16 protein-coding genes are annotated in these 16,624 nt (G+C 72.1%); 10 read left to right on the top strand and 6 right to left on the bottom strand.

Translation table 11 applies throughout. The features are described 5' to 3' along the window. Positions 1 to 72 precede the first annotated feature (72 nt). The 4 genes from ACIPFH_RS14965 to ACIPFH_RS14950 form a co-directional block, all read right to left on the bottom strand. A complete protein-coding gene (locus ACIPFH_RS14965; protein ID WP_401826460.1) occupies positions 73 to 612 on the bottom strand; it encodes a hypothetical protein in 540 nt (179 codons plus the stop codon). 252 nt (positions 613 to 864) lie between these two features. Then, positions 865 to 1,629: a hypothetical protein gene (locus ACIPFH_RS14960; protein ID WP_356265881.1), complete on the bottom strand. Its 765-nt coding sequence runs from the start codon at positions 1,627 to 1,629 to the stop codon at positions 865 to 867. 21 nt (positions 1,630 to 1,650) lie between these two features. After that, positions 1,651 to 1,779, bottom strand: a complete 129-nt coding sequence (locus ACIPFH_RS14955) for a hypothetical protein (RefSeq protein WP_401826456.1) — start codon at positions 1,777 to 1,779, stop codon at positions 1,651 to 1,653. A gap of 148 nt (positions 1,780 to 1,927) precedes the next feature. Continuing rightward, positions 1,928 to 2,089 carry a hypothetical protein gene (locus tag ACIPFH_RS14950; RefSeq protein ID WP_401826453.1) on the bottom strand — a complete coding sequence of 54 codons (162 nt, stop codon included), beginning with the start codon at positions 2,087 to 2,089 and terminating at the stop codon, positions 1,928 to 1,930. 459 nt (positions 2,090 to 2,548) lie between these two features. On the opposite strand from ACIPFH_RS14950, the gene ACIPFH_RS14945 reads away from it, so the two are divergent. The 4 genes from ACIPFH_RS14945 (at position 2,549) to ACIPFH_RS14930 (ending at position 7,275) form a co-directional block, all read left to right on the top strand. Next, positions 2,549 to 3,526 (top strand): SCO0930 family lipoprotein, encoded by a 978-nt coding sequence (locus tag ACIPFH_RS14945; protein ID WP_401826451.1) that lies wholly within the window; start codon positions 2,549 to 2,551, stop codon positions 3,524 to 3,526. A 367-nt stretch (positions 3,527 to 3,893) separates the two neighbouring features. Next, positions 3,894 to 4,706, top strand: coding sequence for an SAM-dependent methyltransferase (locus ACIPFH_RS14940; protein WP_401826448.1), 813 nt, complete (start codon positions 3,894 to 3,896; stop codon positions 4,704 to 4,706). Beyond that, on the top strand, positions 4,703 to 6,838 hold the full coding sequence (locus ACIPFH_RS14935; protein WP_401826445.1) for a putative bifunctional diguanylate cyclase/phosphodiesterase: 2,136 nt from the start codon (positions 4,703 to 4,705) through the stop codon (positions 6,836 to 6,838). The genes ACIPFH_RS14940 and ACIPFH_RS14935 overlap by 4 nt, the downstream gene beginning before the upstream one ends. Before the next feature lie 50 nt (positions 6,839 to 6,888). After that, positions 6,889 to 7,275 (top strand): DUF4440 domain-containing protein, encoded by a 387-nt coding sequence (locus ACIPFH_RS14930; RefSeq protein WP_401826442.1) that lies wholly within the window; start codon positions 6,889 to 6,891, stop codon positions 7,273 to 7,275. A 522-nt stretch (positions 7,276 to 7,797) separates the two neighbouring features. On the opposite strand, the gene ACIPFH_RS14925 is transcribed toward ACIPFH_RS14930, so the two are convergent. Then, positions 7,798 to 8,643: a LysR family transcriptional regulator gene (locus tag ACIPFH_RS14925; RefSeq protein ID WP_401826439.1), complete on the bottom strand. Its 846-nt coding sequence runs from the start codon at positions 8,641 to 8,643 to the stop codon at positions 7,798 to 7,800. Between the two features lie 124 nt (positions 8,644 to 8,767). Between ACIPFH_RS14925 and ACIPFH_RS14920 the strand changes: the two genes are divergently transcribed. Next, positions 8,768 to 9,658, top strand: coding sequence for an NAD(P)H-binding protein (locus tag ACIPFH_RS14920; protein ID WP_401826437.1), 891 nt, complete (start codon positions 8,768 to 8,770; stop codon positions 9,656 to 9,658). A 403-nt stretch (positions 9,659 to 10,061) separates the two neighbouring features. Here ACIPFH_RS14920 and ACIPFH_RS14915 read toward each other — a convergent pair whose 3' ends face one another. After that, positions 10,062 to 10,946 (bottom strand): LysR family transcriptional regulator, encoded by an 885-nt coding sequence (locus ACIPFH_RS14915; protein ID WP_401826434.1) that lies wholly within the window; start codon positions 10,944 to 10,946, stop codon positions 10,062 to 10,064. 120 nt (positions 10,947 to 11,066) lie between these two features. Here ACIPFH_RS14915 and ACIPFH_RS14910 point away from each other — a divergent pair, with 120 nt between their 5' ends. The 5 genes from ACIPFH_RS14910 (at position 11,067) to ACIPFH_RS14890 (ending at position 16,562) form a co-directional block, all read left to right on the top strand. Further along, positions 11,067 to 11,738 carry a succinate dehydrogenase gene (locus tag ACIPFH_RS14910; RefSeq protein ID WP_401826890.1) on the top strand — a complete coding sequence of 224 codons (672 nt, stop codon included), beginning with the start codon at positions 11,067 to 11,069 and terminating at the stop codon, positions 11,736 to 11,738. 2 nt (positions 11,739 to 11,740) lie between these two features. After that, a complete protein-coding gene (locus ACIPFH_RS14905) occupies positions 11,741 to 13,687 on the top strand; it encodes a fumarate reductase/succinate dehydrogenase flavoprotein subunit (RefSeq protein WP_401826432.1) in 1,947 nt (648 codons plus the stop codon). Then, the gene (locus ACIPFH_RS14900; protein ID WP_314219903.1) at positions 13,684 to 14,433 is read left to right on the top strand and encodes a succinate dehydrogenase/fumarate reductase iron-sulfur subunit; all 750 of its coding nucleotides are present in this window, start codon (positions 13,684 to 13,686) and stop codon (positions 14,431 to 14,433) included. The genes ACIPFH_RS14905 and ACIPFH_RS14900 overlap by 4 nt, the downstream gene beginning before the upstream one ends. A 348-nt stretch (positions 14,434 to 14,781) precedes the next feature. Next, entirely contained in the window at positions 14,782 to 15,555 is a 774-nt protein-coding gene (locus ACIPFH_RS14895; protein WP_401826429.1) for a GNAT family N-acetyltransferase, read from the top strand. Then, the gene (locus ACIPFH_RS14890; protein WP_401826426.1) at positions 15,555 to 16,562 is read left to right on the top strand and encodes a lysophospholipid acyltransferase family protein; all 1,008 of its coding nucleotides are present in this window, start codon (positions 15,555 to 15,557) and stop codon (positions 16,560 to 16,562) included. Before ACIPFH_RS14895 ends, ACIPFH_RS14890 begins: the two co-directional genes overlap by 1 nt. The last annotated feature ends 62 nt before the right edge of the window (positions 16,563 to 16,624 follow it).

The following is a 16,624-nucleotide window of genomic DNA, read 5'->3' as shown; positions in this document are numbered from 1 at the left end:
GGACTTCGCCCCGGTCCCGTAGGGGATCCGGGGCGAAGTCCTGCGCACGGCGCAGCCGTCGGCGGTGAACCGTCAGCCGCCGTCCTCACCGGCGCGGCGCCGTGAGAGGTAGTACGCGGTACCGACCGAGCCCGCGACGAGCGCGGCCCCCAGCCCGATCTCCCGGAGGTCGAATCCGGCGACGCTGCCGCCCTCACCGGCGTGCACACCCTGCGGCACCGGATAGGGCAGAGGCAGGGGATCGACCGGGCGGCCGCCGACGATCGTCAACTCCTTGACGGCGCTGATCCCGCCGCAGTTGAACGTCACCCGGTACGACGCGCCCGCCCTGGCGTCCCGGTCGACCACGGCCACCGCCGACGAGGACCCCTTCGGGATGACGACCGTGTCGAAGACCCCGGAGAAGACCGTCACGGAGCTCCGGCAGCCACTGGTGCCGCGGTCCACGTGAAGGGTGACCTGTCCGCCCGCCGCGATCGTCGAGGGCAGCACGCTGTAGCCGTTGGACATGACGTAGTGGTTGTCGTCGTCGCTCGCGACGGCAGCCGGTGCGGAGAAGGTCAGGGCGGTGACGCCGAGCAGTGCGGCCGAAGCGACGCGTATCGCGCGCATGGTGGATCCTCCGGTCCCCGAGGAGCAGCTGCGGACCTTTTTCCGCTTGCGCCATAAATGCACCTCGATGACCGAAACGCTAGGAACTGGTGTGCGCTCCCGCGATCGCAGTCGCGCGAATGGGGCAAACGTGTGGGCCGCCCGGGGGACGCCGTTCCGGCAACCGGGGGACGGTGGCGGCGTGGCGGCCGTCCCCGGGCGCGGGGGCGTGAGGTGAGCGGATGTCAGCCCTCGACGGCGGGGAAGAGGATGTCAGCCCTCGACGGCGGGGAAGAGATGGAGGAACGGTTCCGCCGACGCGGTGACGCCCCGGCTGTAGGGCGCGTCGAAGTCCCAGATGAGGAAGAGCAGAAAGGCGATCAGCGCGGAGAACAGCCCGGCCAGGACCAGCTCGCGGGGCGTCCGCCGGATCTGCAGCGCGAAGACCATGCCGATGGTGATCACGGCCCCGGCCAGCAGGCCGAACCACACCACCCCGGGCATGGTCGCCCCGGTCGACTCGGCGCGGGCGTTGCGTGCCTGGTCGGCGGCGGCCATCTGGTCGAGCAGCGGCTGGTAGGCCTGTGCCTGGAAGTCGGACGTCGGCTCGTAGTCGGTGACGTCCACCCGGACCCGCTGGAGGAGTTCGTCACCGCGCTTCGTCACCTCGCCGTGGTCGGCCATCGACTTCCACTCGGTGGTGACGACGTGTCCGACATAGGCGTTGACATCGTCCCGAATACGGTCACGGACATCGGCCGGGTAGACCCGTACCCGCTCCGAGATCTCGTGGAGCGCCTGAGCCTCCGACTGGACGTGGTCCTGGGCGACGCTGCGCGCCTCCCAGACACCGGCGATGGCCAGGCCCAGGACGATGGCGTACACCACGCCGATCCACATCGTCATGTACTCGATGACGTCCGGCGTCTCGGAGGGGTCCTCGTCCTCGGGCGCCCTGCGGTGCCGTAGGAGGGTGATGACGACCACCACCGCGCAGGCGGCGAGCATCGCGAGGGTGAGAACAAGCCATTCCGGCAAGGGATGCCTCCAGGGTCGGCACTAACGCGGTCGCAGCGCGGCGACGGCGATCACCGCGGGCACGGTGATGAGCAGGACGTAGGTGACCGGCGACTGGCCACGGCGGGCGGGCCGCTGACGCGGTGAGGCGTGGTACGCCGGGTAGCTCACGGGGGTCGCCGACGGGCGTGGGGTGGGCCTGGGGGCGGGCGCCGGCGTGGGGTCGGGGGCCAGCCGGGGGAGCGGCGCGGCGGGTCGGGGCGGCGCGGGCGGCTCCGGGCGCGGCTTCGGTGCCGAAGGCCTGGGCGCGGGGAGCGGTTCAGGTGGTGGCGCCGGTTCCGGGGGCGGAGGCGGTTGTGGAGGCGGGGCCGGGGTGGGCGTGGGGCTCGGCGTCGGCTTGGGCGGCGGCTCCGGCTTCGGCGGTGTGGGGGTCGGCTCGGGCGTCGGCTTCGGTTCCGGGCACACCGGGGGAGTCGGCCACGTGTGACTTCCCGCGACCGCCACCGCCTCGGTGCCGTCCGGGCCGGTCGAGGCGTACGCGCACGCGTCGGCCGCGGCCACCCCGGCCGGGGCGGCCGCGAGGATCCAGGCCACGGTCACCAGAGCCAACGCCCTGGTGACGAGGGCGGATCGGGTCGGTTCGGGTCCATGCACGACGGAGATCATGCGGCTTCTCGAACCGGTCCACGCCCACGCCCGGCGGGGATTGCCCCGAACGGGGGAAGCTCCCGTCCGCGGGTTTGCCGGGCGGTGCGCTCGCGCGTCCGGCACACCGTGCGCGTGTGCGATCCGGACGGCCCGTCGGGCCCGGTGTCACAGGTCGCGGAAAGTTTTTCGTGCGGGGTTTGAACACAACGGCCGTCACCATGCGTACTCAGTGCCGTGCGGCGGCGCAGCAGGGCGCTGCAACACCTTTGTGACGATCGGGGAGTTGTTGACGATGAAGACCACCTGGCGGAGCGCCTCACTCGCGGCTAGTGCTGTGGCCGTTCTGGCGCTGACGACGGCGTGCGGTTCTGAGAGCGGCACGCCGGCGTCGAGCCAGAACGTCGGGGCCACGGCTCCGGCGGGTGGCATCGCGGGCGTCGGCAGCGGCTACGGCAGTGTCGGCGCCGGTGCGAGCGCCAGCGCCACCGGCGGCGCCGGTACGGGTGCCGGTGCTCAGGCCACGGACGCGGGTGAGCTGGAGATCTCCGCGAACGGCGAACTCGGCAAGATCCTCACCGACGGTGCCGGCAAGACCCTCTACCGCTTCGACGCGGACACCGCTGAACCCCCGAAGTCGAACTGTGACGGCGACTGCGCGACCGCCTGGCCGCCGGTCGCGGCCGATGACGTCTCCGCCGGCGACGGTATCGACAAGTCGCTGCTGGGCGAGGTCACCCGGACCGACGGCACCAAGCAGCTCACCGTCGGCGGCTGGCCCGCCTACTACTACGCGAAGGACACCAAGGCCGGCGACACCAGCGGCCAGGGCGTGGGCAACAAGTGGTTCGCGCTGGCCCCCGACGGCAAGAAGGCCAAGTCGGACTCCGCCTCGGAGGTGGCGCTGCCCGGGCTGTCGGTCCGCAAGGACGCCAATCTCGGCGACATCGTCGTCGACAAGAACGGCATGACGGTCTACCGCTTCCTGAAGGACAAGGCCTGGCCCGAGCCGGTCTCGAACTGCAACGGCGCCTGCCTGGAGAAGTGGCCGGCGGTCGCGCCCGTCGAGTTCGGCGAGACCAAGGGCATCCAGGAGAAGGGGTACATGAACTTCACCCGGGGCGACGGCACCAAGCAGCAGACCATCAACTGCTCGCCGATCTACACCTTCTCCGGTGACAAGGCCCCCGGTGACATCAACGGCCAGGGCGTCGGCGGCACGTGGTACGCCGTCGCGCCGAACGGAAAGCTGGTCGGAGCGCCGGGACAGTAGGGATCGCCTCCCCAGGGCCGACTCCCCGAGCTGCCCCTCGCGCACGACCACTGGTCCGCCCCCTCCGCGCCGCACGGAGGGGGCGGACCGTTGTGCTGCGCCCTGCGTACTCGGCTGTGGTGGTCGGCCGTCGTGCTTGTCCCACGACCACCACCTGTGCGTAGACTTTCGCCGCCCTTCGGGCCGCTCCGGGAACTCTGCGGAACGGCCCGGGTACCTTGAGTAGCCTCTCGAGGGACGTCGATTCGGCACGTGCCGCAGGCAGTGACCGGGAACGGACGGTCAATTTCCGTTTCCACTCGCCCCTTTGGCGGGCGATCAGTAGCCTCAGCTCGAACACCGGATCGCCTACGCCTTGGAGAGATAGATGGAGCGACCCGCTTGGGCCCCTCGGAGCATCGACATCTCGGTGCCCAGCGTCTCGCGGATCTACGACCACTACCTGGGCGGCTCGCACAACTTCGAGGTCGACCGGGAGGCAGCCCGCCGGGCCATGGCGTTCATGCCGGGGCTTCCGAAGATCAGCCAGGCGAACCGGGCGTTCATGCGCCGCGCCGTGCGGTACGCGGCCGGTGAGGGCATCACCCAGTTCCTCGACATCGGCTCCGGCATCCCCACCTTCGGCAACGTGCACGAGGTCGCCCAGGAGGTGAGCCCCGGGGCGCGGGTGGTCTACGTCGACCACGACCCGGTCGCCGTCGCGCACAGCCAGGCGGTGCTCGAGGGCAACACCGACACCGACGTCGTGGCCGCCGACCTGCGCAAACCGCAGGAGATCCTCAGTAGCCCGCAGGTGGAGCAACTGATCGACCTGGACCGGCCGGTGGCGCTGCTGCTGATCGCCGTACTGCACTTCGTGGAGGACGCGGACGACCCGTACGCGGCGGTGGCCGAACTCGGTGCCGCGCTCGCGCCCGGCAGTCTGCTCGCGCTCACGCATGCCTCGTACGAGGGAATCCCGCTGCCACCAGAGCGGGCCGAGGGCGCGGTGGACGTGTACAAGGACATTCGCAACCCACTGGTCATGCGCTCGCGTGACGAGATCGGGCGGTTCTTCGAGGGGTACGACATGGTGGAGCCCGGACTGGTGCCGATGCCGCATTGGCGGCCGGACACGGCGCCGGAGGACGAGGACCCATGGGCCCTCTCCGGTTTCGCCGGCGTGGGGCGTACGGCGTGACCGCGGAGCCGGACGGGCCGGAGGACAGACTCAGGCGGTTCGCGACGATCTGGAGCCGGGCCGTGTTCCCGGTGACCTCGACGTCGCTGACCCGGCCCGAACTCGAGGAGCAACTCCTGCCGTTGGCAAGGCGGTTGCGTGAAGCGCTGCTGGAACGCGGCTTCGGCGCCGACACCGGCAAGGCGGTCGGCGCCGCCCTCGTCGACGTGCACTGCACCGACCCCGAGGCGCTCAGCCGCTCTCTCGACTGCGTCGACGCCTACCTGGTGCTCTACTGCGGCGAGGACGGCCTTCAGGAGGATCTGCGCGCCCGGGCCTCGCGGCTCCAGCACGCCATGGCCGCCGGATACGCGCAGGCGCTGCGCGAGCGCACCCTCGCCGAACAAGAGGCCATCGCCCAGGCCGCGTTGCGGGCCCAGGGCGTGGTCGCACAGGCGCTGCACGCGAGCGAGGCCCGCTTCCGCGCGGTCTTCGAGGGCGCCGCCATAGGAATCGGCATCACCGACCTCGACGGCAACGTCCTCCAGATCAACGGGGCGTTGCTACGCATGTTCGGCGGCTCCGAGCAGACCCTTCGGGGCCGCAGGGTCCAGGACCTGACCCACCCCGAGGACGCGCCCCAGATCTGGAAGCTCTACGACGAGCTCGTTCGCGGCGAACGGGAGCACTACCACACGGAGAAGGCGTTCAGCCGCCCCGACGGAACGGTCCTGTGGACCAACCTGACGGTCTCCCTGCTGCGGGACGCCGACGGCAACCCGCAGTACTCACTGGCCCTGATGGAGGACACCACCGAGCGCCGGCTGCTCAACCTCCGGCTGCGCTACGAGGCCACCCACGACGCGCTCACCGGCCTGCCCAACCGCACCCTGTTCTTCGAACGCCTGGAGAAGGCGCTCGGCGCCGGCGAGGGCCAGCGCTTCGGACTGTGCTACCTCGACCTGGACGGTTTCAAGACCATCAACGACAGTCTCGGGCACGCGGCCGGCGACCGGCTGCTCGTCGAGGTCGCCGACCGGTTGCAGTCCTGCGCGACCGCCCCGGGCGAGATGGTGGCGCGCCTCGGCGGCGACGAATTCGTGGCCCTGACCACCGGCCCCGACACCCGCCACGAGGTCGACGAGCTCGCCGCGCGCATCATGAACGCCCTGGTCGCGCCAGTGAGCATCGACGGCCGGGAGCTGACCGTGCGCGGCAGCATCGGCATCGTCGAGGGCCCGGCGGGGGAGCGCAGCGCGGCGGAAGTGCTGCGCAGCGCCGACATCACCATGTACCGGGCCAAGTCGGCGGGCGGCAACCGCTTCGAACTCGCCGACGCGGAGGCCGACGCCCGCGCGATCACCCGCCACGGTCTGACCACGGCGCTCCCGGCGGCCCTCGACCGCGGCGAGTTCTTCATCGAGTACCAGCCGCTCGTCCACCTCGGCGACGGCAGTGTGCGCGGCGCGGAGGCGCTGGTGCGCTGGCTCCATCCACAGCACGGCGTGCTCGGACCCGACCGGTTCATCCCGCTCGCCGAGCACACCGGGCTGATCGTGCCGCTGGGCCGCTGGGTCCTGGAGGAGTCGGTCCGCCAGGCCGGCGAGTGGCGGGAGCGCAACGGTGGCACGGATCCTCTCCGGATCAACGTCAACCTCTCCCCGTGCCAGCTCACCCATCCCGGTCTGGTGCAGGACACCGTCGACATCCTGGAACGCGCGGGCGTCGCGCCGGAGGTCCTGTGCCTGGAGGTGACGGAGTCGGCGTTGATCGGCGCCGACGACGACCTGCTCAAGCCGCTGCGCCGGCTCGCCGAGATGGGCGTAGACATCGCCCTGGACGACTTCGGCACCGGCTACTCCAACCTGGCCAACCTGCGTCGCCTCCCGGTGAGCGTGCTCAAGCTGGACCGTTCCTTCACCCAGGGCATGCAGCAGTTCCCGGCGGATCCGGTCGACCTCAAGATCGTCGAGGGGATCGTTTCTCTCGCCCACAGCCTGGACCTCGCGGTCACGGTGGAGGGCGTGGAGACCGGCGCGCAGGCCGAGCAGCTGCGGATACTGGGCTGCGACACGGCCCAGGGCTGGTACTACGCCCGCCCGGGTCCGCCGGACAGGCTCCACGAGCTGGCTCTGGTCGACGCGACGGGGTGACAGGACAACTCGGTTGCGGGGGCGGGTGGGTCACCCACGAGGATGGGCGGGTGACCCACGAGAACGACGACGTGAACGAGGCGATCGCCGGCGAGCTGGCCCTCATGGACCCCGCCGTGCGCGCCTCCCGTGCCCTCTTCGAGCCGCTGCTCGACCCCGAGTTCGTCGAGGTCGGCTCCTCGGGCCGCCGCTACACGTACGAGGACATGCTGGCCTGGCTGCCCGACCACCAGGGCAGCTCGCCGGGCGGCCCGCGCTACGAGCCGTCGGCGATCACGGGCGTCGTCCTGGCCCCCGGCCTGGTGCACCTCACGTTCGAGACGCACGTCGACGGCCGGCGCACCCGCCGCAGCTCGCTGTGGCGCAGGCGCAGCGAGGAGACCGGCTGGCGGATGTACTACCACCAGGGCACACCGGTACCGCCAGGCACCGAGTAGCCCCGGCCCACGCTGAGCCCGATGGCACCGACCGGCCTGGACCCGGTGACGGGTGCGTGGCGTCGGCCCGCCTCGAGACCGGTGGCGTCGGCCTGGTCCGGGGGCGGGTGGCGTCGGCCCGGGCATGGCCCGCTGGCACCAACCCGTCCTGGAACCGGTGGTGTTGGCTTGTCCTGGAGCCGGGGTGGTGTGGGGTTGGGTGGCGACGGGCCCGGGCTGGGTTGGGTGGTGTTGGGCTGGGGCGGTGGCGTCGGCCCGGGCAGGCCCGCTCCAACCCGGGCTGGCTTCAGTGGTGTTGGCGGGGGTGGGCGGCGTCGATACGGGCTGTGTCCGGTGGTGTTCTGCCGCTCCTGAGGCCGGGTGGTGTCGGTCGGGCTGTCCCGTGGCTGGGCGGTGTCGGCCCGCGGTGGGCACGGTGGCGTCGGCGCGCCTCGAGGGCGAGTGGAGTCGGCCGGCCCCGGGCCCGGGTGGCGTTGGTCCGGCGAGGGCGCGGTCCCGGGGCTCGCCCCGAGGCCGGTGGCGTCAGCCCGCTTCGCGTTCGCGGGACTCCTCGGCCACCGACACGGCCGCCCGGACCAGCGCCGCCGTCGCCGTCGAGCGGGACTGCTGGGGCCAGGCGACGGCCATGACGGCAGCGGGCGCGTCCCGGACGGGGCGGTAGACGACGCCCGGCCGGGGATAGCGGTCGGCGACGGACGCGGGCAGCAGCGCGACGACGTCGCCGAGGCCGACCAGCGTGAGGAGCTGGGCCAGGTCCCGGCCCTTGCCGCGGACCTCGTCGACGAACCGGTGCACCTCGTCCGCGCGCAGCCCCAGGTCGGCGAGGAACAACCCGGCGCGGGCGGCGAGCGGATGGCTCACGGCGAGGGCGGCGACCCGCGGTTCGGCGGTCAGGTCCTCCACGTCGAGGCCGGTGCGGTCGTACGGCTCGTAGACCAGGGCGACATCGGCCTCGCCCTGGCGCAGCAGCCGGGACTGCTCCTGCCACGAGGACAGCCGGACGGTGACCGGCATCGCCGCGGGGTCGGCCGCGTAGCGCTCGAGGATCGTCCCCAGGAGTCCCCCGTCCCCGTCGGCCTTCACGGCGAGCACCAGCTTCGGCTCGGTGGCAGCCGCGCGGCGCGCCCGCAGCCCGGCCGCGTCCAGCGCGTCCAGGGCCAACCTGGCCTCCGCCAGGAGGACTTCCCCTGCCGGGGTCAGCGCCACGCTGTGGGTGGTCCGCTCGAAGAGGGTGACGTCCAGCTCCGTCTCCAGCCGCCGGATCGCACGCGACAGGGGCGGCGGGGAGATGCCGAGCCGCTCGGCAGCGCGGGCGAAGTTGAGCTCCTCGGCGACGGCGACGAAGTAGCGCAGCGGACGGGACTCCATGGGCGGCCCTTTACTCGGTATTACTCCGAGGGTAACAACCGCGAGCCGATCGCACCTTCAGTTCGGCCGCCCGGGGCAGCAGGCTCGAGGCCATACCGATTCCCCGCCATTCATGGAGCAGTCAATGATCGTCGTCACCACTCCGACCGGCCAGATCGGCAGCGAGGTCCTGGCCCGTCTGCTCGACGCAGGCAACGGCACCACACCGGTCCGGGTGATCGTCCGCGACCCCGCCCGGCTCTCGCCGGGGATCCGCGAACGCGTCGAGGTCGTCCAGGGTTCACACGCCGACCCGGCGGTCCTGAAGGAGGCGTGCGAGGGCGCCGACCGGGTGTTCTGGCTGGTGCCCCCGACGCCCGGAGCCGACAGCGTCACGGGCCACTTCCACGCCTTCACCGAGCCCTTGTGCGAGGTGATCGGCACCCAGGGCATCGAGCGGGTCGTGGCCGTCTCGACCCTGGGCCGGGGCGTCGCCGAGAACGCCGGGCTGATCTCGGCCTCACTGGCCATGGACGAGGCCATCGCCGCGACGGGTGTGCACTACCGGGCGCTGTGTCCACCGGCCCTGATGGAGAACGTGCTCCGCCAGACGGCCTCGATCCGCGACGAGGGCGTCTGGACCGAGGCGCTCGCGCGGGACCGAGTGCTGCGCACCTGTGCCACCCGGGACATCGCCGCCGAGGCGGCCCGGCTGCTCCTCGACGCCACCTGGACCGGGTACGAGGACGTTCCGCTGGTGGGTCCCGACGATCTGACCCCGGAGGGCGTGGCCCGCGTCCTCGCAGAGGTGCTGGACCGTCCCGTGCGGGTACGGCAGATCACCGCCGCCGAGCAACGGGCGATGCTGACGCGCCACGGTGCCACCGAGGCCTGGGCGCAGGGCGTTGCCGACATGGTGGACGCTTTGAACAGCCAGGGCTTCTACGGCGCCGCACAGCCCAGCACCCCCGCCACCGCGCCCACGAGCTTCCGCCAGTGGTGCGGGGAGGTACTCAAGCCGGCCGCCCGGGGCTGACACCGGTGAGGCGGATCGCGACGGAGACGCGCGGCGGAGGCCCCGTGGCCTCCTTCGACTTCGACCGATCCGCCGGACAAACCCTGAGCCGACAGGGCGGGTCACGTCACGGACGCGGGATCCGCCCCCGGTGCGCGGTGGACCCTGTGGCCGGGGTAGGCCGGTGCCGCTGTCGTTGCGTGGTCCGATCGGCCGGGCGGGTTCGGGCGTCGGCTCGTCGGGGCACGTCACGGACGCGGGATCCGCCCCGGCGGTGCGCGGCGGGCCCCGTGGCGGGGGTCGGCCGGTGCCGCTGTCGTTGCGTGGTCCGATCGGCCGGGCGGGTTCGGGCGTCGGCTCGTCGGCTCGGGCCGTGGACGCGGGGCCGGCCTGCCCCGTGCACGCACCGGACCGTGGGCGGTCCTCATCGTTCCAGCAGCATCCGCTGGAGTTCGCGAGCCGCCCGGGGTGGCGCCACATCACTGCGGTGGGCGAGGGCGATCGCGCGGTGCAGGCCGGGCCGGGCGAGGGGTGTGACCCGCAGTCCGCGGCCCGACCGGGCGGCCACCATGCGGGGAACGACGGCCACGCCGAGCCCGGCCCGCACGAAGCCGAGCACCGCGTCCATCTCCCCGCCCTCCACCGCGAAAGCGGGCTCGAACCCCTCCGCGCGGCACGCGGCCACGGTCAGTTCCCGCAGGTCGTAGCCGTGCCGGAACATCACCAGGCGCTCGCCCTCCAAGTCGGCGATCCGCACGGTCCGCCGCCCGTTCCCCGGCCTGGAGGCCTCCGGCGAGGACACCACCACCAGGTCCTCGCGCAACAGCTCGACCGTCGTCAGCGCCGGGGACGGGGTCGGCAGGGGCAGCACCACCAGGGCGAGGTCGAGGGCGCCGTGGGCCAGCTCCCGCACCAGGTCGTGCGAGCCCCCCTCCTCGATCAACAGCCGGATGCCCGGATAGCGGTCGTGGAAGGCGCGCAGCACGTCCGGCAGCAGACCCGTGCACAGACTCGGCGTCGCCCCGAGCCGCACCCGCCCGCTCCGCAGCTGCACCAGCTCCTGCACCTCGTACCGCGCGGTCTCGGTGTCCGCGAGGATCCGCCGGGCCAGCGGCAGCAGCGCCTCGCCCGCGTCGGTGAGCGTGATGTTGCCCCGCGCGCGCCGGAACAGATCCGCGCCCAACTCCCGCTCCAGCGCCTTGATCTGCTGCGACAGCGAAGGCTGCGCGACATGCACGAGCTCGGCGGCCCGGGTGAAGTGCCGGGTCTCGACCACGGCCACGAAGTACTGGAGCTGCTGGAACTGCATCCAGCCATGATAGGCGCACGCTATGGAAACGAGCCGGACCATGTCTTGGACCGATGAGGGGTGTCGGCCCTAACGTCCTGAGACATGGCTCTGGCAACGCGGACGGACCGACGGCCGTCGATGGCGCGCACCGTGTGGGACTCCTCCGTCGGCAAGAAGACGGTGATGGCCGTCAGCGGCCTGATCATGCTGCTGTACCTGGTCGTCCACATGATCGGGAACCTGAAGATCTTCTTCGGGGCGGGCGAGTTCAACCACTACGCGCACTGGCTGCGCACCGTGGGCGAACCGTTCATGCACTACGAGTGGACACTCTGGCTGATCCGCGTCGTGCTCGTGGTCGCCGTGGTGGCCCACGCCACCTCCGCGTACCAGCTCAGCCGGCGCGACATCAGGGCACGACCCAGCAAGTACGTGCACAGAAAGCCCCGGGCGAGCTACGCCACCCGCACCATGCGCTGGGGGGGGATCATCCTCGCGCTGTTCATCGTCTGGCACCTCCTGGACCTGACGACCGGCACGGTCCACAGCGGCGGCTTCCAGGAGGGCCATCCGTACCAGAACGTGGTGGACACCTTCTCCACCTGGTACGGCAACGTCGTCTACATCGTCGCGATGCTCGCGCTCGGCCTGCACGTCAGGCACGGCTTCTGGGCCGCCGCCCAGACCCTCGGCGCGGGCAGCCGCACCCGCGACCGCGCCCTGAGGACCACGGCCGACGTCCTCGCGCTGCTGCTCACGGTCGGCTTCGTCGCCGTACCCGTGGGCGTCATGACCGGAGTGGTGAGCTGAAGATGACCTACACCGAATACTCGACCGGTGAGCCCGTCGCCGACACCAGGGCGCCCTCAGGGCCCGTCGCCGAGCGCTGGGACAGGCGCCGCTTCGAGGCCAAGCTGGTCAACCCGGCCAACCGGCGCAAGCACACGGTGATCGTCGTGGGCACCGGCCTCGCGGGCGGCTCGGCCGGCGCCACCCTCGCCGAACAGGGCTACCACGTCGTCCAGTTCTGCTACCAGGACTCCCCGCGCCGCGCCCACTCCATCGCCGCGCAGGGCGGCATCAACGCGGCGAAGAACTACCGCAACGACGGCGACTCCATCCACCGCCTCTTCTACGACACCGTCAAGGGCGGCGACTTCCGGGCTCGTGAGTCCAACGTGCACCGGCTCGCGCAGATCTCGGTCGAGATCATCGACCAGTGCGTGGCGCAGGGCGTGCCCTTCGCGCGCGAGTACGGCGGTCTGCTCGACACGCGTTCGTTCGGCGGCGTACAGGTCTCGAGGACCTTCTACGCCCGCGGCCAGACCGGCCAGCAGTTGCTGCTGGGCGCCTACCAGGCCCTCAGCAGGCAGATCGCCGCCGGCAACATCGAGATGCACCCGCGCACCGAGATGCTCGACCTGATCGTCGTCGACGGCAGGGCCCGCGGCATCGTGGCGCGGGACCTGATCACGGGGAAGATCGACACGTACTTCGCGGACGCGGTCGTCCTCGCGAGCGGCGGCTACGGGAACGTCTTCTACCTGTCGACCAACGCCATGAACTCCAACGCCACCGCGATCTGGCGGGCGCACCGGCGCGGCGCGTACTTCGCCAACCCCTGCTTCACCCAGATCCACCCGACCTGCATCCCGCGCACCGGCGAGCACCAGTCGAAGCTGACGCTGATGAGCGAGTCGCTGCGCAACGACGGCCGGATCTGGGTACCCAAGGCCAAGGGCGACGACCGGCCGCCGAACCGGATCCCCGAGGAGGAGCGCGACTACTACCTGGAGCGCGTCTACCCCTCCTTCGGCAACCTCGTGCCGCGTGACATCGCCTCCCGCGCCGCGAAGAACGTCTGCGACGAGGGCAGGGGAGTCGGCCCCGGCGGACAGGGCGTGTACCTCGACTTCGCCGACGCCGTCCGGCGCATGGGGCGGGGCGCCGTCGAGGCCAAGTACGGCAACCTCTTCGACATGTACCAGCGGATCACCGACGAGGATCCGTACGAGGTCCCGATGCGGATCTACCCGGCCGTGCACTACACGATGGGCGGGCTGTGGGTCGACTACGACCTCCAGACCACCGTGCCGGGCCTGTTCGCGATCGGCGAGGCCAACTTCTCCGACCACGGAGCGAACCGGCTCGGTGCCTCCGCGCTGATGCAGGGCCTGGCGGACGGCTACTTCGTGCTGCCGGCCACCATCAACGACTACCTCGCCCGCAACCCGCACCAGGGCGAGGTGACCCTCGAACACCCTGCGGTCCAGGAGGTGTTGGCGGAGACCCAGGACCGTCTCAACCTGCTGCTCTCGGTCGACGGCGACCGCACCCCGGACTCCTTCCACCGTGAGGTCGGCGAACTCATGTGGGAGTTCTGCGGCATGGCCCGCACCGACGCCGGTCTGCGCAAGGCCCTCGAACGGATCCCGCAGATCCGTGAGGAGTTCTGGCGGCGCATCAAGGTGCCCGGCACCGGCGAGGAGTTCAACCAGTCCCTGGAGAAGGCCAACCGCGTCGTCGACTACCTGGAGCTCGCCGAGCTGATGTGCCTCGACGCACTGCACCGCGCCGAGTCCTGCGGCGGCCACTTCCGCGAGGAGTCGCAGACCCCGGACGGTGAGGCGGCCCGGCGGGACGACGAGTTCGGGTACGCGGCCGCCTGGGAGTTCACCGGGACGGGCGAGGCCCCGGCCCTGCACAGGGAAGACCTGGTCTTCGAGTACGTCCACCCCACCCAGCGGAGCTACGCATGAGGCTCAACCTGCGCGTCTGGCGGCAGAAGAACGCCGACGCCGACGGCGCCATGTCCACGTACGAGGTGGACGGCATCTCGCCCGACATGTCCTTCCTCGAGATGCTCGACACCCTCAACGAGGAGCTCATCCTGCGCGGCGACGATCCGGTCGCCTTCGACCACGACTGCCGCGAGGGCATCTGCGGCGCGTGCTCGCTCGTCATCAACGGCGACGCGCACGGGCCCGAACGGACCACCACCTGCCAGTTGCACATGCGGTCCTTCCGGGACGGGGACACGATCGACGTCGAGCCGTGGCGGGCCGCCGCCTTCCCGGTCGTCAAGGACCTGGTGGTCGACCGGAGTGCCTTCGACCGGATCATCCAGGCCGGCGGATACGTCACCGCGCCGACCGGTGCCGCTCCCGAGGCCCACGCGACGCCCGTGCCGAAGCCCGACGCCGACTTCGCCTTCGAGCACGCGGAGTGCATCGGCTGCGGGGCGTGCGTGGCCGCCTGCCCGAACGGGGCGGCCATGCTGTTCACCTCCGCCAAGGTCAACCACCTGAACGTGCTGCCGCAGGGCGCGCCCGAGCGGGAGACACGGGTGCTGGACATGGTGGCGCAGATGGACGAGGAGGGGTTCGGCGGGTGCACGCTGGCGGGCGAGTGCGCGACCGCCTGCCCGAAGGGCATCCCGCTGGTGTCCATCACCGGTATGAACAAGGAGTGGTTGCGGGCCACCCGGAAGGTCACGAAGCGCTAGCGCCGTAGGGAAGTGGTAGCGCCCTGGGGCGGAGCGTCGATTTCGGGCCGCGGGTCCGTCCGGGCCGGTCGCGCGGTTCCCCGCGCCCCCAAGGGGTCGCTCCGACGCCCGCTTCGAGAAAAGACGTTCGCCGACAAGATGCGGACGGGCGGGGCCGGGAGTGGTGCTCATCCCCGGCCCCGCCAGGCATCCGCGGCGAGGGGCGTGCGCCGACTCCCGGCATTCAGCAGCCGCACATCCACGGGCCCCGCGCCGGTCACGCCGAGGCCAGCCGGGCGCGGAAGAAAGCAGGTGCAGATTCCCCGTGCACCGTCCCCATGCTTCTTCCGCTCGGCGCAGGAGACCTCCATGACCGCCATGCCCCTGTCACCCCCCGCTCTCGCCGTCCCGCCCGGCGGCTCCGGCTACCTCGTGTCGCTCGCCCGCGACCAGGACGACGTCCGGGCCGCGCAGCGACTGCGCCACCAGGTGTTCGCCGGGGAACTGGGCGCCCGGCTCGACGGCCCCGAACCGGGCCTGGACACGGACGCCTTCGACGCCTACTGCGACCACCTCCTCATCCGGGACAACGCCACCGGCGAAGTGGTCGGCACCTATCGGCTGCTGCCGCCCGAGCGGGCCGCGATCGCCGGACGGCTCTACTCCGAGGGCGAGTTCGACCTGAGCCCGCTCGACGCGATCCGGCCCGGCCTGGTCGAGGTCGGCCGCTCGTGCGTGCACCCCGACCACCGCGACGGCGCCGTCATCGGACTCATCTGGGCCGGGATAGCCCGCTACATGGTGGACCGGGGCCACGAGTGGCTGGCCGGCTGCTGCTCGATCCCGCTCGCCGACGGCGGCGCCCTGGCGACGGCGAGCTGGGACCGGGTGCGCGAGAAGCACCTCGCGCCGCCGGAGTACCGGGTACGGCCGCTGCTGCCGTGGACCCCGAACACCACCGGCCGGGCCGCCCGCAGGGAGCTCCCGGCGCTGCTGCGCGGCTATCTGCGCCTCGGCGCCTGGGTGTGCGGGGAGCCCGCCCACGACCCCGACTTCGGCGTCGCCGATCTGTACGTGCTGCTGCCGATGAGCCGGGTCGACCCGCGCTACCTGCGGCACTTCCTCTCCCTCGTCCCGGCCTGATGAGCGTGTGGCTGCCCAGCGCGCCCTGCACCCCGCGGGCGTGCGTGGGGACGACGGTGTCCCGTACGGCCGCACCCCGGGCCGCGCTGCGGCTCACGGCGGTGGTCGTGCTGGTCCTGGCCGGGGTGGTGCTGGCGCCGCTGGGCGGACGGCTCCCGGCGCGCACGGTGCGGTGGTGGAGCCGGGCCGTCGTACGGGCGGCGGGGGTGCGGGTCCGGGTGACCGGCGCGAGCGCGCCCACGGGCACGGGACTGCTCCTGGTCGCGAACCACATCTCCTGGCTGGACATCCCGCTGCTGGCCGCCGTCCGCCCGGCCCGGATGCTCGCCAAGGCCGAGATCCGGCGGTGGCCGGTGGCGGGCGCGCTGGTCACCCGCGGCGGTGTCCTGTTCATCGACCGCGACCGGCTGCGCGCCCTGCCCGCCACGGTGGCCCGGATCGCCGACGCGCTGCGCGCCGGGCGGGCGGTCGCGGTGTTCCCCGAGGGGAGCACCTGGTGCGGCCGCGCCCAGGGACACTTCCGGCACGCGGTGTTCCAGGCCGCCCTCGACGCCCGGGTCCCGGTGCAGCCCGTACGCATCCGCTACCGGGACCGTGACGGAGCGGCCGGAACCGCGGCCGCGTTCGTCGGCGACGACCCGCTGCTCACCTCGCTGTGGCGGGTGGTCTCGACCCGTGGACTGGAGGCGGACGTCGAGGTGCTGCCCGTGCTCGCGCCGGGCAGCCACCCCGACCGCGGAACCCTGGCAGCGGCCGCCGGGGCGCGGGTGCGGGGCGGGGCAGCGGAGGAGGTGGAGGTGGAGGTGGAAGTCGAAGTGGAGGCGGAGGTCGAGGTGTCGGCCGTGCTCGTGTCGGGCGGTCCTTCCCAACGCAGATGGCCGGCCGCCGTTGCCGGGGCGCGGGTGCGGGGCGTGGGGGGAGGAGCGGTCGGTCGTCGCTCCGGGGGTCGGACCCGAGGCCTGCCCGGGACGGCGGGCCATCGTCACGGCGGTGCCCCCGAGGGGTGAGCAGCCGGCCGGCGCGCCGGTACGGGTCGAAGCGATTCCCGGCGAGCGAGGGGTTGTCCGGG

Source organism: Streptomyces sp. NPDC088157 (genome assembly GCF_044741545.1).
In the GTDB taxonomy this organism is placed as follows: domain Bacteria; phylum Actinomycetota; class Actinomycetes; order Streptomycetales; family Streptomycetaceae; genus Streptomyces.
The sequence above is the reverse complement of the archived record's forward strand: the minus strand, read 5'-3'. Positions and strand labels throughout refer to the sequence as shown.

Excerpts from the sequence above, each read along its gene's own strand:
- ACIPFH_RS14965 (WP_401826460.1), bottom strand. The coding sequence starts at position 612 with ATGCGCGCGATACGCGTCGCTTCGGCCGCACTGCTCGGCGTCACCGCC.
- ACIPFH_RS14945 (WP_401826451.1), top strand. The coding sequence starts at position 2,549 with ATGAAGACCACCTGGCGGAGCGCCTCACTCGCGGCTAGTGCTGTGGCC.
- ACIPFH_RS14940 (WP_401826448.1), top strand. The coding sequence starts at position 3,894 with ATGGAGCGACCCGCTTGGGCCCCTCGGAGCATCGACATCTCGGTGCCC.
- ACIPFH_RS14925 (WP_401826439.1), bottom strand. The coding sequence starts at position 8,643 with ATGGAGTCCCGTCCGCTGCGCTACTTCGTCGCCGTCGCCGAGGAGCTC.
- ACIPFH_RS14920 (WP_401826437.1), top strand. The coding sequence starts at position 8,768 with ATGATCGTCGTCACCACTCCGACCGGCCAGATCGGCAGCGAGGTCCTG.
- ACIPFH_RS14915 (WP_401826434.1), bottom strand. The coding sequence starts at position 10,946 with ATGCAGTTCCAGCAGCTCCAGTACTTCGTGGCCGTGGTCGAGACCCGG.
- ACIPFH_RS14910 (WP_401826890.1), top strand. The coding sequence starts at position 11,067 with ATGGCGCGCACCGTGTGGGACTCCTCCGTCGGCAAGAAGACGGTGATG.
- ACIPFH_RS14905 (WP_401826432.1), top strand. The coding sequence starts at position 11,741 with ATGACCTACACCGAATACTCGACCGGTGAGCCCGTCGCCGACACCAGG.
- ACIPFH_RS14900 (WP_314219903.1), top strand. The coding sequence starts at position 13,684 with ATGAGGCTCAACCTGCGCGTCTGGCGGCAGAAGAACGCCGACGCCGAC.
- ACIPFH_RS14895 (WP_401826429.1), top strand. The coding sequence starts at position 14,782 with ATGACCGCCATGCCCCTGTCACCCCCCGCTCTCGCCGTCCCGCCCGGC.
- ACIPFH_RS14890 (WP_401826426.1), top strand. The coding sequence starts at position 15,555 with ATGAGCGTGTGGCTGCCCAGCGCGCCCTGCACCCCGCGGGCGTGCGTG.